Raw genomic sequence first — 16,247 nt, forward strand, 5'->3', positions numbered from 1 at the left:
GTCGCCAACCTATTCGCCACCCATTCCAGCAGGGGCAACATCATGCAAGTCAAAGACTCCATCGCTTTCGTCACCGGCGCCAACCGCGGTATCGGCCTGGCCTTCGCCCAGGAGCTGCTCGCCCGTGGGGCAAAAAAGGTCTATGCCGGCGTACGTAACCCTGAGAGCGTCGACATTCCGGGCGTGGTAGCGGTCAAGCTCGACGTGACCGACGACGCCTCGGTAGCCGCAGCCGTTGCCCAGTGCGGCGATGTCACGCTGCTGGTCAATAACGCCGGTATCGCCGGCGTCCGGGAGAACTCCCTGGATGCGGCGGTGATCGAGGATTCACGGCGCTTCTTCGAAACCAACTACTACGGCGTGATCCGCATGAGCCAGGGCTTTGTTCCGGTGCTGGAGGCCAATGGCGGCGGGGCCATTGTCAATGTGTTGTCCAACGCGACCTGGGTATCGCTGCCGATCCTCACTGCCTATTGTGCGAGCAAGTCAGCCGCCTGGAGTTTCACCAACGCCCTGCGCATGGACATTCGCGAGAAAGCCATCCAGGTGCTGGGTCTGCATGTGGGCTTCGTCGATACCGACCTGACCCACGGCCTCGATGCGCCGAAGGTTTCCCCGCAGTCCGTGGCCATTGAAACCCTCGACGCCCTGGAAGCGGGCAAGGAAGAAGTGTTCGCCGACGAAGGCACCAAACAGCTCCAGGCCGGTCTGGCGCACTCGCCGTACCTGTTCCTGCCTGAATCCGCTTAACGCTCGGCTGTCTTGGCGCCCCCTGCGGGCGCCAGGCGCTCACGCAGGGTGTCGTAGAGCCAGTTGAACATCAGCGTATAAGGCAAGAACAGCAACAGCAGGCCGATATCCAGCAACAGCGCATCCCACAGGCTGATCGACAGCCACCACGCCGCCAGCGGCACCACCACCAGCACCAATACCCCCTCGAACGCCAAGGCATGCAGCACGCGCAGGCCCATGGACATGGCCAGTTGCAGCCGCGCCCGCAAGCGGTCGAACAGGCTGTTGAACAGCATATTCCAGAGCATGGCAGCAGTTGACACCATCACCGTCATGGCGCCCATGCGGCTTAATGAATGGTCCATGAGCCAGGCGAGCAATGGCGCGAACAGCAGCACGCCGATGATCTCGAACAGCAGGGCATGGAAGGCGCGTTCTTTGAGGGATTTCCCCTTGGCAGGCATGACAGGTTTTCTCTTGGTGCGAAACAGGCCTGCATTGTCATCGGTCCTTGCGTTACAGTGAAAATAGTCTCCATCGGAAAAACCGATATATGAATTACTCCCCCGAAGCGCTTGAGGCGTTTGCCCAGACCGTTGCCCTGGGTTCTTTCAGCGCGGCGGCGCGGCGTCTGGGCAAGAGCCAGTCCACCGTCAGCGAAGCCATTGCCCGCCTGGAAATCGATCTGGGCCTGGAGCTTTTCGATCGATCCGCCCGGCACCCGGTGCTGACCGAAGCGGGCAGGGCGATGCTCGGTCGTATCGAGGATGTGCTGGCTGCCTCGGACAAACTGCGCCGCGCCGCCGGGCGTCTGGCCGAGGGCATGGAGCCGCGCCTGACCCTGGTGCTGTCCGATGCCAACCCCTTTACCGACTTCGAAGCGCGCATGAGCGAACTGGACGAGCGCTTTCCCGAGCTGGAGCTGGAATGTGTGTTTGCCGAGCACGGCGATGCGATCAACCTGATCCAGTCGGGGCGCGCTTCCCTGGGGCTGCTGTCGGCCCAGGCCAGTTATCCGCCGGAAGTGGGGTACGCGACCATTTCTGAGCGCGCAGACTTCGGCCTGTTCGTCGGTCATAAACATCCTCTGGCGGCGGAAGTAGCGGTGGATTATCAGAAACTGGCGGGTTATCGCGCCCTGCGCCTGAATACTCTGGTCGACCAGGGGGTGCCCACCGACGACCTGCCCACCAGCGGCCATCGCAGCTGGTCGGCGCCCAATTATCTGTTGTTGATGGATATGGCAGCGTTCGGCTTCGGCTGGTCGGCTTTGCCGCGCTGGCTGGTCTCGGGGTATGCGGGCGGGCGGCTTAAGGAACTCGACGTCCCCGGCTGGCCGCGCAGCTCGGCGGTGGACGTGATCTGGTCTCGCCAGCGCAGCCTGGGGCCGGCGGGAACCTGGTTGCTGGATACCTTTATTCGGCATAGAGGGGAGTGATGTTGGCGACTATCCTGGCTTGAATTGGGGTTTTGTGGGACCGGCTTCAGCCGGGAAGGCAATGGCTCTGACACCGAAGATGTTGTGCCTGTACCGGCCCTTTCCCGGCTAAAGCCGGTCCCACAGGGGGAGCGTAAAGTGTGAGGTCCAAGTTTTAGATACGGAAGGTATTGACCAGTTGCTGCAACCGCTTCGACTGATCTTCCAGTTCGGTACACGCCTGCAACGTCGACTTGAGGTTGCCGACCATGGCCTGGTTCAGGTCGGTGATATGGCTGATATCCCGGTCCAGGTTATCCACCACTGAGGTCTGTTCTTCCGTTGCTGCGGCCATGGAGACGTTGATCTCGTTCATCTCGCCGATCCCTGCCAGCACGCTGTTCAGGCGTTCCCCGGCCAGGTGCGCGGTCTTGACGTTGTCATCGCTGTGGCGCTGGCTGGCGAGCATGGCGGTGACCGCACTGCTGGCACCGACCTGCAATTCCTCGATCATGCTCTGGATTTCATTGGCCGACTGTTGGGTGCGCTGGGCCAGGCTGCGTACTTCATCGGAGACCACGGCAAAGCCGCGTCCGGCGTCCCCGGCCCTTGCTGCTTCGATGGCGGCGTTGAGGGCCAGCAGATTGGTCTGGTCGGAAATCCCCTTGATCACATCGAGGATACGGCCGATGCGCAGGGTCTTGTCGTTGAGACTCTCGATGTCCTGGCGGGTGCTGATCACCTGGGATGACAGCTGCGACATCGCCAGCAGGCTGCGCTCGACCACTTGCCGACCATGCTCGGTCTGCTCCCGGGCATCGGCGGCGCGGTGCGAGGCATGGGCGGCGTTCTGGGCGATTTCCTGGGCGGCGGCGCCCAACTGATTGATTGCCGTGGCGACGTTATGGGTCAGGGCGGCCTGGGCGTCGGAGCTGTCCAGTGACGAGTGCGACGCCTGGCTGACGCGGGTGGCGAGGGCGGTCACCTGGCTGCTGGAAGTCAGCACCTGGCCGATGGACTGCTGGATGCGCTCGACAAAACGGTTGAAGGATTGGGCCAGTACGCCGAACTCATCTCTGGACTGGCTGTTCAGGCGTTGAGTCAGATCGCCTTCACCTTCGGCAATGGATTCCATGGCCTTGCCCATGCTGTGCAGCGGGCGCAGCAGCGCCTGAATCAGCAGGCCGAGCAAGGCCAGGGTGACCAGCACGGCGACGATAGTTGCTATCAGCGCCGAGCGACGGAATTCATGCAGCGCGGCGTAGGCTTTGTCTTTATCCACGGACAGACCGATCGACCACTTCACCGATGGCAGCCCACCGATCGGCGTGAAGGTGATGATGCGGGTGGCGCCGTTTTCCTCGACTTCGCTGAAGTCGCTGCTGATCGTCGGAGCGCCATTGGGGAAGGCCTGGGCCAGGGTCTTGGTCACCAGGGTCTTGTCCGGGTGCACCAGAATCTTGCCGTCGGCACTGACCAGGAACGCATAGCCGATACCGTTGAGGTCTACGGCGTTGATGATCCTGGCCAGTTGCTCCAGGCTCAGGTTGGCGCCCAACACCCCGGCGACCTGGCCCTTGGCGTTGATCGGCACCGCCTCGGTCATCACCAGATAATCCGTGCCTGCGCCGATATAGGGTTCGGTCAACGCCGGCTTGAGGCTCTGGGCGGCCTCCTTGTACCAGGGGCGCTGGCGGGCATCGAAGCCATCGGGCATGACCCGCTGCGGGCGAATGACAAAGCGCCCGTCAGCCAGGCCGACATAGCTGGCAACAAAGGTTGAGGTGACGATGTCCTGCTCCAGCAGGCGCGCAATGTTCTCCGGCGTTGGCTCAGCGGTCATGCTTTCGGCCACGCCCTGCAACAACAGAATCCGCCCCGACAGCCAGCTCTCGATATTGATGCCCAACACTTTGCCCATTCCCTGCAAGTTGCGTTGTAGCGCCTCGCGGGTACTGGTGCTCTGGCGATAGTCGTTGAACAGGGCAAAGGATAGAAACACCACGACTACGATCAGGCAGGCGCCGAACAGAATCTTGTGGCCGAATTTTAGTGACATGCGCATGACGCCTCCCGTGATCAATGCTGGCAAACCCGACTTGCAGGTTTAATGAGGCGCCGGGCTTTGTCGAACGAGAAAAAAGACGGGGCGGGCATTGGTTTTTTTTGTGGGCAGTGATGGGGCGCGGGAGTGCTGCTTCTATCTATAAGGTGCGCCAATCAGGTGCGGCTGGTGAGCTTTATGTGGGAGCGTGGCTTGCCCGCGAAGAGGTCCGACGGTTCGATACCTATCTGTGCCTTAAACATCGCTTCGCGGGCAAGCCTCGCTCCAACGCAACAGCAGGCCTGCGTTTTCCCTAGAGCACATCCAACACATAAGGCACTGCCCCGCGCGGTGATTCGGCGTGGAATTCCTCGACCACTTCCCGGGTCAGGCTGACGATATCTTCCACCAACTCCATCCCCGCGCCACTGCGCCAGCTGGCGACGATGTCCATCACCGAGGGCAGGGCGATGTCGTTGAGCAGGGTCAGTGCACCCTGGGCCAGTTCACCGCGCACCAGTTGCGCGGGCATGGCGCCGATGCCGAAGCCGTCCCGTACCAGGCGGGTGATGGCCGAGGCCGAGTTCACGCAGTTGATTCGCGGGTTGATGATATTGGCATTGTGCAGCAGGTTGAGGATGTCCTGATGGGGTCGCGAGTTGCGCGAGAAAGTGACGATGCGCTCCTGGGACAGCTCTTCCAGTGACTCGTAAGTACGGTCGTACGGTGAGCCGGTCGGCACCACCCAGTGCATCGGATAGCGGATCAGCACGGCATTGCGCACGCTGTCGAAGCGCAACATGTCGGTCTGGAAAATGATGTCCTGGTAACCCTTTTCCAGCTGCGCACAGAGGTTGCTGGCGGTGTCGGCGGTCAGCTCGATCTCCAGTAGCGGGTAACACTTCATCAAGCGTGTTACCAACGGGCTGAGCCAAGTGTGTATGACCGTATCCATTGCCCCGATGCGTATCCGCCCGCGCACCTGGCGTGGATCCTTGATCGCCGCCTTCATGCTTTGCATCGTATCCATCATGTGTTCGGCGTACTCCAGCACCCGCTGCCCCTCGGGTGTCAGGGACACACCCTTGGAGTCGCGCACGAACAGGCGCACGCCCATTTCGTCCTCCAGGGCGGCGATACGGCTGGAAATCGACGCCTGGGTGCTGAAGAGTTTTTCCGCCGTCAGCCGGAAGCTTTTCAGGCGCGCGACCCAGACGAATGTTTCCAGAAATTTAAGGTTCAACGGGGGATTCCTGCTTCAAAAGGCCCATGCATATCCATAGGAAATTGCAGGTTATATGCCAGACAGTGAAAAGAAATTCTTATGAGGCATAGCGGTTTTTTCCCGTTGGACGCAAAACGCCAGCTTGCCGAAAGATTGGCCCCGACGAGAGAGGTCACCCCCACAGCGATTGTTGATGGGGACAGGCCTTCGGGGTGACGGCTCCTTGTGCCGCGCCATTTCAATAACAAATGCGCTCTGCCAGCAGACGGCCCAACGCCGCTGTGCGCTCAAGGGGAGGCTGTAAATGTACGACCAAAAACTCAAGGTTTTCTGTGCGCTTGCACTGGGTACCAGCACATTGGGCTACGGCCTGCAGGCCCAGGCGGATTTTCTCGCCGACAGCAAAGGCGAACTGGAAGCGCGCAACTTCTACTTCAACCGTGACTTCCGCCAGAGCGGCGCCCGGGACAAGGCTGAAGAGTGGGCACAGGGCTTCCTGCTGCGCCTGCAATCGGGCTACACCGCCGGCACCGTCGGTTTCGGCCTGGACGCCCTGGGCATGGTCGGCCTCAAGCTCGACTCCGGTTCGGGTACGGCAGGCACCGGCCTGTTGCCTGCGGATCTGTCTTCCGGCGGTTCCCAGGATGACTACGCCAAGCTGGGCCTGACCGCCAAGGCCAAGATCTCCAAGACTGAACTGAAAGTCGGCACGCTGTTCTTCCGCGATCCGGTGGTGTCGTCCAACGATACCCGCCTGTTGCCGCAGACCTTCCGCGGCGGCCTGGTCACTTCTCAGGACCTGACCAACTTCAAGTTCATCGGCGGTCATATCGACCGGATCAAGGCCAACAGTTCCACCGACTTCACTGAAATGACCGCCAACCGCATCGGCGGCCTGAGCAACGACTTCAACTTTGGCGGCGGCGACTACCAGATCACGCCGCAACTGACGCTGAGCGCGCGTTACGCCCAACTGGAAAACGTCTACGACCAGTATTACGGCGGTTTGGTGCATGTCCTGCCCCTGGGTGCCGGGCAGAGTCTGAAGACCGACCTGCGTTACTCGAAAAGCTCGGAAGACGGCAACTTCCGCGATCTCGACAACCGTGCCATGGGCGCCATGGTCACCTACAAATTCAACGCTCACTCGTTCGGCGCCGGTTACCAGCGCATGAGCGGCAGTGACCCGTTCCCCTACATCACCGGCAGCGATCCGTATCTGGTCAACTTTATCCAGATCGGCGACTTCGCCAACATCCATGAACGTTCCTGGCAGGCCCGCTACGACTACGACTTCGCCTCCCTGGGCATCCCCGGCCTGACCTTCATGACCCGCTACGTCTCCGGCGACAACGTACAGCGTGCCGCTGGCGGCGAAGGCAAGGAATGGGAACGCAACATGGACATCGGTTACGTGATCCAGAGCGGCGCCCTGAAGAACCTGGGGGTCAAATGGCGTAACGCGACCGTGCGCTCCAACTTCGGTAACGACCTTGACGAAAACCGCCTGATTGTCAGCTACACGCTGCCGCTTTGGTAACAACTCGTGGCACAGCGAACGCTCGGTGGGACCGGCTTCAGCCGGGAAGGCGTATTCCCGGCTGAAGCCGGTCCCACAGAAAAATGCGTTATTCAGTTGATGTGGCCGTGTTTGACCAGAGTGGCCCAATCCCTGCTGTGACAACGGTCAGCCGGGATGACACTCGATGTGTTTTCCGCCGTTTTTCCAGCCCGCAAGGCTGACAACGAAGAGACGTTACCTATGCAAACCGCTATCAATCTCTGGCCGCTGCTGGGCGTGCTGGTTATCGTTCTGGGTTTTGTCCTGCGCTTCAACCCGATGCTGGTGGTCGCCCTGGCGGCAGTCGCTACCGGGTTCGCCGCGAGCATGCCGTTGGACACCATCCTCAGCACCATCGGCGCCGGGTTCATCAAGACCCGTACCTTGCCCCTGATCATCCTCCTGCCCCTGGCCGTGATCGGCCTGCTGGAGCGCCACGGCCTGCGTCTGCATGCGCAGAACTGGATCGCGCGTTTCACCGGTGCCACCGCCGGGCGGCTGTTGATTGCCTACCTGTTCGTCCGCGAGACCACCGCAGCCCTGGGCCTGACCAGTCTCGGCGGGCACCCGCAGATGGTTCGTCCACTGCTCGCGCCCATGGCCGAAGGCGCAGCGGAATCGCGTTTCGGCAAGCTGCCGGAAGCCATCCGCATCAAGCTGCTGGCCCTGTGTGCGGCCACCGACAATATCGGTCTGTTCTTCGGTGAGGACATCTTTGTTGCCTTCGGCGCCATTGCCCTGATGCACACCTTCCTGCTCGGTGCCGGGATCGATGTCGAACCCATGCATATCGCGGTGTGGGGCATTCCCACGGCGATCAGCGTGTTCATCATCCATTCCATCCGCCTGTATCGCTTCGACCAGCGCCTGAACCGCGAACTCAAGGCCCTGCCGCAAGCCGCCACGCCGATCGCCACCGCCCAGGAGAGCGCCCAATGATTATCTCGATCCAATACCTGTACTGGTTGGCCGGGATCGTCCTGGCCATCACGTCGGTCATGACCCTGCTCGATGCCAGCAACCCCAAGCGCTGGAGCGCCGGGTTGTTCTGGGGGCTGTTTGCCGTGGCCTTCCTGATCGGCGAGCGCCTGCCTGCCGATGTGGTGGGTGCCGGTGTGCTGGTGATGGCGGTTATCGCCGGATTTGGCGGTGTCGGCTTCGGCAAGCACGACGACCTGCCGGATGCGGCCCGTCGTGCCAGTGCCGGACGCCTGAAGAACAAGCTGTTTATCCCGGCATTGGCGATTCCGTTGGTCACCGTGTTTGGCGCGGTGTTCCTGAGTAAGGTCAAGTTCGGCGACGTCGCCTTGCTCGACCCGGCCAACAGCACCTTCGTGTCCCTGGGTATCGGCAGCCTGATCGCCCTGGCCCTGGCCTGCTGGCTGACCCGCGACACGCCGGTACAGGCCATGCGCGAATCCCGGCGCCTGACCGAAGCCCTGGGCTGGGCCCTGGTACTGCCGCAGATGCTCGCCATGCTCGGCCTGATGTTCAACGATGCCGGCGTCGGCAAAGCCGTCGCGCACTTGGCGACCCACTACATCAATATGGACTGGCGCCTGGTGGCGGTCGCTGTCTACGTGCTCGGCATGGCCTTGTTCACCATCGTCATGGGCAACGGCTTCGCCGCTTTCCCGGTGATGACCGGCGGCATCGGCGTACCGGTCCTGGTCGGCGTATTCGGCGCCAACCCGGCGGTGATGGCGGCCATCGGCATGTTCTCCGGCTACTGCGGCACGCTGATGACGCCCATGGCGGCCAACTACAATATCGTCCCGGCGGCGCTGCTGGAATTGCCCGACAAGTACGCGGTGATCAAGGCCCAGGTGCCGACGGCGCTGGCGATGCTGGTGGTCAATATCGTGTTGTTGTATTGCCTGATGTAGAGCTCGTTTCGCTGTGGGACCGGCTTTAGCCGGGAAGGCGTATTCCCGGCTAAAGCCGGTCCCACAATGAAAACCATCATTCCAAATCAGGCGATGGCGCTGTCAGCCCTGTCTGAAACCTGCTTCTCCATCGCGGCCATCACCTCACACCCGTCATCCAGTAGCAGCCGCGCGGCATGGGTCAGATGGGGTTTGTCGCAGGCGTCGGCACCTTCCAGACATTCCAGAAGATTGCGGGCCAGGCGAATGCGCTGGTCGGCGTTGGCGAAGAGGGTTTGCAGCGGGGCAGGGGGATTTTCGGTGATCCTGAACATGATTGCTCCTATTGAGAAATAGAGCCGTCACTGATCGCTACTAAACGATGGGTGGCGGCCGTGCACAGGTTAGTAGACCGGCCAATAGGAAACCGGCGCACCCGAAGGCGCCCTGCGCACGGTCACCATAACGCCGACGGCAACCCTGAAGCGGGTTGCCGGGCGGTAAAGGCACTGTGCACCTATTGGGACGGGCTACTAAACCCGGTCGCTGAATGCAGCGACCGACGCAGCCTAGACACCTCAATAGGCAGGTGCAAGCGCTTGGGATTTTCTCGGAAATTTCACTCAGAAGAAAGGGAAATGCCCTGCGATTTTCTTATGCATCACTGGCCATGTGGGCGGATTCATCCGCGAAGGGACCAGTACATCCGACACACCTGTATCGCTTGATAAGGCGCCTTCGCGGATAAATCCGCTCCCACCTGTCTTATTCCAACTCATGCAGCCGGATGACCACCCGGTTTTGCCTTTTTGGTATTTGCCATCATTGTGAGATGATTCCTGATCTTATGTAGGACGGCGTGGCGCCTGCTACCGCGTCGTCAATCTCTGTGGAATCTGCCAATGAATTTCCTCAAGCGAGCGCTGCTGGATCGCAAGCTGAAAAAAGCGCTCGCGCTGAATCAGTGCCGCCTGGACAGTGGGATCAAGGGCCTGCGCCGCGATACCGAGCTGACGCTGGAGTACGGGGTCAAGTTGCATCAGGTCAAGATCATGTCGCGCAAGCTGAGTATCGGCGCCTACACCGATATCGTCAGTGGCACCGAGTTGCATGACGTTGCCAGCATCGGCCGCTATTGCTCCATCGCCAAGGACGTGATCATCGGCCAGGACCGCAAGTCCCACCCGTTGAGTTGGTTGACGTCTCACAGCGGCCTGGTCAGCCTGCGGCAGAAACTGGGCGGGATTGCCCCGCATCATGATGGCGTCCAGCAGACGGTGATCGGCCATGATGTGTGGATCGGCATGGATGTGTTGATTCTCGAAGGCGTGACCATCGGCACCGGCGCGGTGATCGGCGCGCAGTCCCTGGTCAACAAGGACATCCCGCCCTATGCCATCGCCGTTGGCTCACCCGCCAAAGTCGTGCGTTATCGCTTCGATCCAGAAGTGATCGACGGATTATTGGCCAGCCAGTGGTGGAACCTGCCCGCGCAACGCCTGGCGCAGTTGCCCATCGAAGAGCCCCAGGCAATGTTGGCGCAACTGAATAAAGAAGTGGCCGCCGACAGCCATCCGGGCAAGGTGGTGATCAATAGCCGCCCCTTTGCCGCCCGCCAGATCCCCGCCGGGTAAGCCTTAACCTGCGTTCGCTTGATCTGCTGTCTGTTGGGTGGCGGTGCGCGCTGGCGGGTCGAGCAGGGTACGAATGGCCTGGCTGTAAGCCTGACGGCCGAGGTTCATGCTGTTGTTATGGGTCGCGCCGGGCACCAACAGCAGGCTTTTCGGCTCCCGCGCGGCTTCGTACAGCGTCTTGCTGAAACGCGACGGCACGTATTGATCGCCAGTACCGTGGACGATCAGCACCGGCATATGGATATCGGCGATCTTGTCGACGCTGTCGAATTTCTGCGACAGCAGCCAGCGCACCGGCAGCGAGGTTTTCTTGCTGGCAACCGCGGTGGCGACTTCGGCTAACGTCGTGAAGGTCGATTCGATAATCAGCCCTCGTGCCTGCACCGGTTCGTGAGCCCGTTGGGCATCGCGGCCCAGTTCGGCGGCCAGGTCCACGGCCACTGCGCCGCCCAGGGAATGCCCGTAGATCAGGCGCCGACGCGGGTCCGGTTGCAGGGTTTTCAGGCGCTCCCAGGCCACCCGGGCATCTTCGTAGACGCTGCTTTCCGATGGCAGCGGCCCCTTGCTCTGGCCAAAACCGCGATAGTCGATGGCCAATACCGAAAAGCCCAGGGCGCGCAGTTGCTCGATACGAAACAACTGGCCGGTGAGGTTCCAGCGCGCGCCATGCAGGTAGAGGATGGCCGGGGCGTCCTGGCGCGTCGACGGCCACCACCAGGCGTGAATGTTCTGCTGGGTGCCGAAGTCCGACGCCTTGAGCTCGAACTCCTGTACACCCTTGGGCAGGCCGCTGTACCAGCTGGCATCGCCGGGTTCGATGCCGAACACCAGTTTGCGTTCCTCATGCTGCAAGGCCACGCAGCCCACGGGCAGGCCGACGATGAGCAGGGCCAGGCAGGTCCAGCGCAGCCAGCGGGTTTTCAGGCGTGAAAAAAAGACAGTGGGCATGGGCGAGACTTCCGCGCAGCGGGACAGACAGATGCGGTGCAGTCTGCCAGATTTTCCAGCGGGCTTTGTAATCTCCGGATAAACGCCATTTGTGGGACAGGCCTCATTGCACTTCGGCTGGGCTGCTGTCCTGTGGCATCAACGTCGCAATCAACGCCCTGACCGTCCCCGGCAGCGCATCGAGTTCGCGCACGAGAATGCTGCGTTCACGCACTGCCCAGCTTTCGTCAAGCTGGATGGTCACCAGTTCCATGGTGCGGCTGTGCCGGATCGCCGCCGATTCGGGAATGATACCGATGCCCACGCCGGCCTCTACCATGCGACAGATCGCCTCGAAACTGGAGACCTGAATCCGCAGCGACAACTGCTCGCCGATGCGTTCGACATGGTCGCGCAGGAAGCTGAGCAGGGTGCTGCCTTCGTGCAGGCCGATATGCTGGTAGGCCAGGGTCTGCTTGAGGGTGACCTGATCGAATTGCGCCAGTTCATGGCCGGTCGGCACGGTCAGCACCAAGCGGTCGGTGCTGAAGTGCATGACTTGCAAGCCAGCCGCCTCGACCGGCCCGGCGATGATGCCCATGTCGGTGCTGCCATCCAGTACGCCACGGACGATATCCCGGGACAGTCGTTCTTGCAGGTCCACGGTCACGCCGGGGCGTTTGGCCAGGAAGCCCGCCAGCACTTCAGGAAGGAATTCGGTGACCGCCGTGGTGTTGGCGAAGATGCGGATATGCCCGGCCGAGTCGGTGCCGTAATGGGTGAACTCGCTTTTCAGGTAATCGACCTGGCGCATGATCAACCGCGCATGCTTGAGCAACTGCTGCCCGGCCGGGGTCAGTTCGACGCCGCGGCTGTCGCGGTACAACAGGCGGGTGTCGAGCTGGCCTTCCAGGGCCTTGATCCGCGCACTGGCGGCGGCGGGGGAAAGGAACGCGCGGCGGGCGCCCTGGGTCAGGCTCGGCGATTCGCCAATGTGGATAAACAGGCGCAGGTCTGCCAGATCGAAATGCATGCCGGAGGTCTCTTTGTTTTTGGAATTTTTAACGCTAGCGGCGTTCAGCATACATGAACGCCGGATTACACAAATGTAAATTCTCAGAATGCCAAACCCGCCGCATGATGGCCTCATAACAAAACCGCCAAAGAGGTTATCTGCATGAGCGCTACCGCTTCGCCCACGGATTACAGTGCCTGGATTGGACGCACCGAAGAGGCCCGGGACCACCTGAGCCACAACCTGGTCAAGCGCATTGCCGCGACCTTCGGTGAGCCTGTCCCGGCTGATGGCGAGGCCCTGCCGCCGCTGTGGCAGTGGTGCTTCTTTCAGGAACCGGTGTTCGAATCCCTGCTCGGCACTGACGGCCATCCGGCCCGTGGCGGCTTCCTGCCTCCTGCCGACAATCGCAATCGCATGTGGGCCGGTGGCCGCGTCGAATTCATCGCGCCGCTCAAGGCCGGTGCCGATGCCCACCGCCTGTCGACCATCCTGCATATCGAAGAAAAGCACGGTCGCACCGGCTCGCTGCTGTTCGTCACGGTGCGCCACGACTATTCGCAAAACGGCGAACTCTGCGTGCGTGAAGAGCAGGACATCGTCTACCGCGAACCCAACCCCCCCAAGCTCAACAGCGGTGATGCGCCGCCTGCCGGTGACTGGAGCGAAAGCGTCACGCCGACGCCGACCCTGCTGTTCCGCTACTCCGCCGTGACCTTCAACGGCCACCGCATTCATTACGACTACCCCTACGTGACCGAGGTCGAGGGCTACGCCGGGCTGGTGGTGCACGGGCCGATGATCGCCACCCTTAATCTGCGTGCCTTCATTCGCGCCAATCCGCAGGCCAAGGTCCGTCATTTCGCTTATCGCGGCGTACGTCCGTTGACCGTGCCGACGCCCTTCGTGGTCGGCGGCCAGGTGCTGGAAGCGGGCAAGGCGCAGCTGTGGGCCGGTAATGAAGCGGGCGTGGCGCAAAGCGCAGAAGTTCAGTTCGACTGAGACCGAGAAGACTCAAATTTTTTTATCTGGATGGGAATTTGTGGGACCGGCTTTAGCCGGGAAAGCGTCAGTGGAACAAATGCCGCCTTCCCGGCTAAAGCCGGTCCCACAGTCCTGTGCAAAGCGACCTACACCGCCCCATGGCCCCAGTGATGGCAGGCCATGATGTATCTGAGGACACACGATGAACCCCTACGAAAACGAAGACCTGAATGCCATCCGCGAAGGTGTACGTGCCCTCTGCGCTGAGTTTGACGCCGCCTACTGGCGCAAGATCGACGAAGAAAAAGGTTTCCCGGAGACCTTTGTCAAGGCTATGACCGACGCCGGCTGGCTGTCGGCAATGATCCCGGAAGAGTACGGCGGCTCGGGCCTGGGCCTGACCGAAGCCTCGGTGATCCTTGAAGAAGTCAACGCCTGCGGCGGCAACTCCGGCACCGTACACGGGCAGATGTACAACATGTTCACCCTGCTGCGTCATGGCAGTGAAGAGCAGAAGCGCTACTACCTGCCGAAACTGGCCAGCGGCGAACTGCGCCTGCAGTCCATGGGCGTGACCGAGCCGACCACCGGCACCGACACCACCAAGATCAAGACCACTGCGGTCAAGCAGGGCGACAAGTACATCATCAACGGGCAGAAGGTATGGATCTCGCGCATCCAGCACTCGGACCTGATGATCCTGCTGGCCCGCACCACGCCACTGGCCGAAGTGCAGAAGAAATCCGAAGGCATGTCGATTTTCCTCGTCGACCTGCGCGCCGCCATCGGCAACGGCCTGACCGTGCAACCCATCGCCAATATGGTCAATCACGAGACCAACGAGCTGTTCTTCGACAACCTGGAGCTGCCCGCCGACAGCCTGATTGGCGAAGAGGGCAAGGGTTTCCGTTACATCCTTGATGGCCTCAATGCCGAACGTACCCTGATCGCCGCCGAGTGCATCGGTGACGGTCGCTGGTTTACCGAGAAGTCCGCCGCCTATGCCCGCGACCGCGTGGTCTTTGGCCGCCCCATCGGGCAGAACCAGGGCGTGCAGTTCCCGATTGCCGAAGCCCATATCGAAATCGAGGCCGCCGACCTGATGCGCTGGCGCGCCTGTGAGGAATACGACAACGGCAAGAATGCCGGGGCCAGCGCCAACATGGCCAAGTACCTGGCGGCCAAGGCGTCCTGGGAAGCGGCCAATGCCTGCCTGCAGACCCACGGCGGTTTTGGCTTTGCCTGCGAATACGACGTCGAGCGCAAATTCCGCGAGACCCGCCTGTACCAAGTGGCGCCGATCTCCACCAACCTGATTCTTTCCTACGTCGCCGAGCATCTGCTCGAACTGCCACGCAGCTTCTGAGGACACGCACATGAGCCATACCCAAGCGCTGGTCGCGTTCCTCGCTGACCTGACTTACGAGCAGATCCCCGGCCCCGTGCTGGATCGCACCGAAGACCTGTTCCTCGACTGGCTGGGCTCGGCCCTGGCCAGTCAGGGCGCCCACCCGATCCCGCTGTTCGAGCGTTACGCCCGGCGCATGGGCCCGGTGGAAGGCGCAGCGAAGATCGTGGTCAATGGTCGTGGCACTTCTGCCTACTTTGCCGCCTTCGTCAACGGCGCCTCGTCGCATCTGGTCGAACAGGACGACCTGCACAACAGCTCCGTGCTGCACCCGGCCACCGTGGTGTTCTCGGCGGTGCTGGCAGCAGCCCAGGATCTGGGCAAGTCCGGCAAGGACCTGCTGCTGGCGTCGGTGGCCGGTTACGAAGCCGGGATTCGCATCGGCGAGTTCATGGGCCGTTCCCACTACCGGATTTTCCACACCACCGCCACCGTCGGCACCCTCGCTGCGGCTGTGGCCGTGGGCAAGCTGCTGGGCTTCAATCGCGAGCAGTTCACCCATCTGCTGGGCAACGCCGGGACCCAGGCCGCCGGGCTGTGGGAATTTCTGCGTGATGCCGCCGACTCCAAGCAGTTGCACACCGCCAAGGCCGCCGCCGATGGCCTGCTCGCGGCCTATATGACCGAAGACGGCCTGACCGGTGCGCGCAATATTCTTGAAGGTGATCAGGGTATGGCCGCCGGCATGTCCACTGACGCCGACCCGAGCAAGCTGTCGGATCGTCTGGGCAGCCGCTGGGCATTGCCGGAAACCTCGTTCAAGTTCCACGCCTCGTGCCGCCACACCCACCCGGCCGCCGATGCGCTGCTGCACCTGATGCAGCGCGAAAGCCTGGGCCATGAGCAGATCGCCAAGGTCGTCACCCGTGTGCATCAGGGCGCTATCGATGTGCTGGGCCGCGTTGTCGTGCCGACCACCGTGCACCAGGCCAAGTTTTCCATGGGCGCTGTGCTGGGCCTGATTGCCGTGCATGGCAGCGCGCAACTGATCGAATTCCGCGACCTGGCCCTGACCGATCCTCGGGTTGCCGCCTTCCGCGAGAAGGTCAGCATGGAGCTGGACGAGGAAGTCGACGGCGCCTACCCGTCGCGCTGGCTGGGCCGAGTAATCGTCACCACCACCGATGGCCGCGTGCTCAGTGCTGCCATCGACGAGCCTAAAGGCGATCCGGGCAACACCCTGTTGCGGCCTGAACTGGAAGACAAATTCCAGCGTCTGCTGGCGTTCTCCGGCGCGCGTACGGCTGAGCAGGGGCGTGAGCTGATTGCCAGGGTCTGGTCGCTGCGCGATGCGCGCAGCCTGGCGGATTTGATCTAAAGACAATCGCCATCACACCACAGACCAAATCTGTAGGAGCAAGGCTTGCCCGCGAAGAGGCCGGTTCAGGCAATACAAATGTATCGTTTGATAAATCGCCTTCGCGGGCAAGCCTCG

15 protein-coding genes and 1 pseudogene are annotated in these 16,247 nt (G+C 61.7%); 9 read left to right on the plus strand and 7 right to left on the minus strand.

Annotated elements, in window-relative coordinates; genetic code table 11:
- Window positions 1-42: 42 nt before the first annotated feature.
- Window positions 43-750 (plus strand): SDR family oxidoreductase, encoded by a 708-nt coding sequence (locus tag AC1Z24_RS09540; protein WP_483745418.1) that lies wholly within the window; start codon window positions 43-45, stop codon window positions 748-750.
- Here AC1Z24_RS09540 and AC1Z24_RS09545 read toward each other — a convergent pair.
- Window positions 747-1,196 (minus strand): multidrug/biocide efflux PACE transporter, encoded by a 450-nt coding sequence (locus AC1Z24_RS09545; RefSeq protein ID WP_483745419.1) that lies wholly within the window; start codon window positions 1,194-1,196, stop codon window positions 747-749. The genes AC1Z24_RS09540 and AC1Z24_RS09545 overlap by 4 nt on opposite strands.
- Before the next feature lie 89 nt (window positions 1,197-1,285).
- Here AC1Z24_RS09545 and AC1Z24_RS09550 point away from each other — a divergent pair, with 89 nt between their 5' ends.
- Complete coding sequence (locus AC1Z24_RS09550; RefSeq protein ID WP_483745420.1) at window positions 1,286-2,170, plus strand: LysR family transcriptional regulator; 885 nt, start codon at window positions 1,286-1,288, stop codon at window positions 2,168-2,170.
- Window positions 2,171-2,324: 154 nt separating this feature from the next.
- Here the strand turns inward: AC1Z24_RS09550 and AC1Z24_RS09555 are convergent, their stop codons facing one another.
- The 3 genes and pseudogenes from AC1Z24_RS09555 to AC1Z24_RS09565 form a co-directional block, all read right to left on the minus strand.
- Window positions 2,325-3,155 carry a methyl-accepting chemotaxis protein gene (locus AC1Z24_RS09555; protein WP_483746581.1) on the minus strand — a complete coding sequence of 277 codons (831 nt, stop codon included), beginning with the start codon at window positions 3,153-3,155 and terminating at the stop codon, window positions 2,325-2,327.
- Window positions 3,156-3,227: 72 nt separating this feature from the next.
- Window positions 3,228-4,214, minus strand: a pseudogene (locus AC1Z24_RS09560) (cache domain-containing protein); the annotation flags it as partial.
- A 292-nt stretch (window positions 4,215-4,506) separates the two neighbouring features.
- Window positions 4,507-5,436, minus strand: a complete 930-nt coding sequence (locus AC1Z24_RS09565; protein ID WP_483745421.1) for a LysR family transcriptional regulator — start codon at window positions 5,434-5,436, stop codon at window positions 4,507-4,509.
- A gap of 286 nt (window positions 5,437-5,722) precedes the next feature.
- Between AC1Z24_RS09565 and AC1Z24_RS09570 the strand changes: the two genes are divergently transcribed.
- From AC1Z24_RS09570 to AC1Z24_RS09580, 3 genes are all read left to right on the plus strand, one after another.
- The gene (locus AC1Z24_RS09570; RefSeq protein WP_483745422.1) at window positions 5,723-6,958 is read left to right on the plus strand and encodes an OprD family porin; all 1,236 of its coding nucleotides are present in this window, start codon (window positions 5,723-5,725) and stop codon (window positions 6,956-6,958) included.
- Window positions 6,959-7,180: 222 nt separating this feature from the next.
- The gene (locus tag AC1Z24_RS09575; protein ID WP_483745423.1) at window positions 7,181-7,918 is read left to right on the plus strand and encodes a DUF969 domain-containing protein; all 738 of its coding nucleotides are present in this window, start codon (window positions 7,181-7,183) and stop codon (window positions 7,916-7,918) included.
- On the plus strand, window positions 7,915-8,865 hold the full coding sequence (locus AC1Z24_RS09580) for a DUF979 domain-containing protein (RefSeq protein ID WP_259105365.1): 951 nt from the start codon (window positions 7,915-7,917) through the stop codon (window positions 8,863-8,865). The genes AC1Z24_RS09575 and AC1Z24_RS09580 overlap by 4 nt, the downstream gene beginning before the upstream one ends.
- Window positions 8,866-8,951: 86 nt before the next feature.
- Here AC1Z24_RS09580 and AC1Z24_RS09585 read toward each other — a convergent pair whose 3' ends face one another.
- Entirely contained in the window at window positions 8,952-9,179 is a 228-nt protein-coding gene (locus AC1Z24_RS09585) for a hypothetical protein (RefSeq protein WP_483745424.1), read from the minus strand.
- Between the two features lie 567 nt (window positions 9,180-9,746).
- Here AC1Z24_RS09585 and AC1Z24_RS09590 point away from each other — a divergent pair.
- Window positions 9,747-10,478: a CatB-related O-acetyltransferase gene (locus AC1Z24_RS09590; RefSeq protein WP_483745425.1), complete on the plus strand. Its 732-nt coding sequence runs from the start codon at window positions 9,747-9,749 to the stop codon at window positions 10,476-10,478.
- Window positions 10,479-10,481: 3 nt separating this feature from the next.
- Here the strand turns inward: AC1Z24_RS09590 and AC1Z24_RS09595 are convergent, their stop codons facing one another.
- Together AC1Z24_RS09595 and AC1Z24_RS09600 are read right to left on the minus strand one after the other, a co-directional pair.
- The gene (locus AC1Z24_RS09595; RefSeq protein WP_483745426.1) at window positions 10,482-11,426 is read right to left on the minus strand and encodes an alpha/beta hydrolase; all 945 of its coding nucleotides are present in this window, start codon (window positions 11,424-11,426) and stop codon (window positions 10,482-10,484) included.
- Between the two features lie 103 nt (window positions 11,427-11,529).
- The gene (locus tag AC1Z24_RS09600) at window positions 11,530-12,438 is read right to left on the minus strand and encodes a LysR family transcriptional regulator (RefSeq protein WP_483745427.1); all 909 of its coding nucleotides are present in this window, start codon (window positions 12,436-12,438) and stop codon (window positions 11,530-11,532) included.
- Between the two features lie 144 nt (window positions 12,439-12,582).
- Between AC1Z24_RS09600 and AC1Z24_RS09605 the strand changes: the two genes are divergently transcribed.
- The 3 genes from AC1Z24_RS09605 to AC1Z24_RS09615 all read left to right on the plus strand — a co-directional run bounded on the left by AC1Z24_RS09605 (window position 12,583) and on the right by AC1Z24_RS09615 (window position 16,130).
- The gene (locus AC1Z24_RS09605; protein WP_483745428.1) at window positions 12,583-13,422 is read left to right on the plus strand and encodes an HTD2 family dehydratase; all 840 of its coding nucleotides are present in this window, start codon (window positions 12,583-12,585) and stop codon (window positions 13,420-13,422) included.
- A gap of 184 nt (window positions 13,423-13,606) precedes the next feature.
- A complete protein-coding gene (locus AC1Z24_RS09610; RefSeq protein WP_483745429.1) occupies window positions 13,607-14,770 on the plus strand; it encodes an acyl-CoA dehydrogenase family protein in 1,164 nt (387 codons plus the stop codon).
- 10 nt (window positions 14,771-14,780) lie between these two features.
- On the plus strand, window positions 14,781-16,130 hold the full coding sequence (locus tag AC1Z24_RS09615; RefSeq protein ID WP_483745430.1) for an MmgE/PrpD family protein: 1,350 nt from the start codon (window positions 14,781-14,783) through the stop codon (window positions 16,128-16,130).
- The last annotated feature ends 117 nt before the right edge of the window (window positions 16,131-16,247 follow it).

The organism is Pseudomonas sp. JL23 (assembly GCF_056933585.1).

Excerpts from the sequence above, each read along its gene's own strand:
- AC1Z24_RS09540 (WP_483745418.1), top strand. The coding sequence starts at position 43 with ATGCAAGTCAAAGACTCCATCGCTTTCGTCACCGGCGCCAACCGCGGT.
- AC1Z24_RS09545 (WP_483745419.1), bottom strand. The coding sequence starts at position 1,196 with ATGCCTGCCAAGGGGAAATCCCTCAAAGAACGCGCCTTCCATGCCCTG.
- AC1Z24_RS09550 (WP_483745420.1), top strand. The coding sequence starts at position 1,286 with ATGAATTACTCCCCCGAAGCGCTTGAGGCGTTTGCCCAGACCGTTGCC.
- AC1Z24_RS09570 (WP_483745422.1), top strand. The coding sequence starts at position 5,723 with ATGTACGACCAAAAACTCAAGGTTTTCTGTGCGCTTGCACTGGGTACC.
- AC1Z24_RS09575 (WP_483745423.1), top strand. The coding sequence starts at position 7,181 with ATGCAAACCGCTATCAATCTCTGGCCGCTGCTGGGCGTGCTGGTTATC.
- AC1Z24_RS09580 (WP_259105365.1), top strand. The coding sequence starts at position 7,915 with ATGATTATCTCGATCCAATACCTGTACTGGTTGGCCGGGATCGTCCTG.
- AC1Z24_RS09585 (WP_483745424.1), bottom strand. The coding sequence starts at position 9,179 with ATGTTCAGGATCACCGAAAATCCCCCTGCCCCGCTGCAAACCCTCTTC.
- AC1Z24_RS09590 (WP_483745425.1), top strand. The coding sequence starts at position 9,747 with ATGAATTTCCTCAAGCGAGCGCTGCTGGATCGCAAGCTGAAAAAAGCG.
- AC1Z24_RS09595 (WP_483745426.1), bottom strand. The coding sequence starts at position 11,426 with ATGCCCACTGTCTTTTTTTCACGCCTGAAAACCCGCTGGCTGCGCTGG.
- AC1Z24_RS09600 (WP_483745427.1), bottom strand. The coding sequence starts at position 12,438 with ATGCATTTCGATCTGGCAGACCTGCGCCTGTTTATCCACATTGGCGAA.
- AC1Z24_RS09605 (WP_483745428.1), top strand. The coding sequence starts at position 12,583 with ATGAGCGCTACCGCTTCGCCCACGGATTACAGTGCCTGGATTGGACGC.
- AC1Z24_RS09610 (WP_483745429.1), top strand. The coding sequence starts at position 13,607 with ATGAACCCCTACGAAAACGAAGACCTGAATGCCATCCGCGAAGGTGTA.
- AC1Z24_RS09615 (WP_483745430.1), top strand. The coding sequence starts at position 14,781 with ATGAGCCATACCCAAGCGCTGGTCGCGTTCCTCGCTGACCTGACTTAC.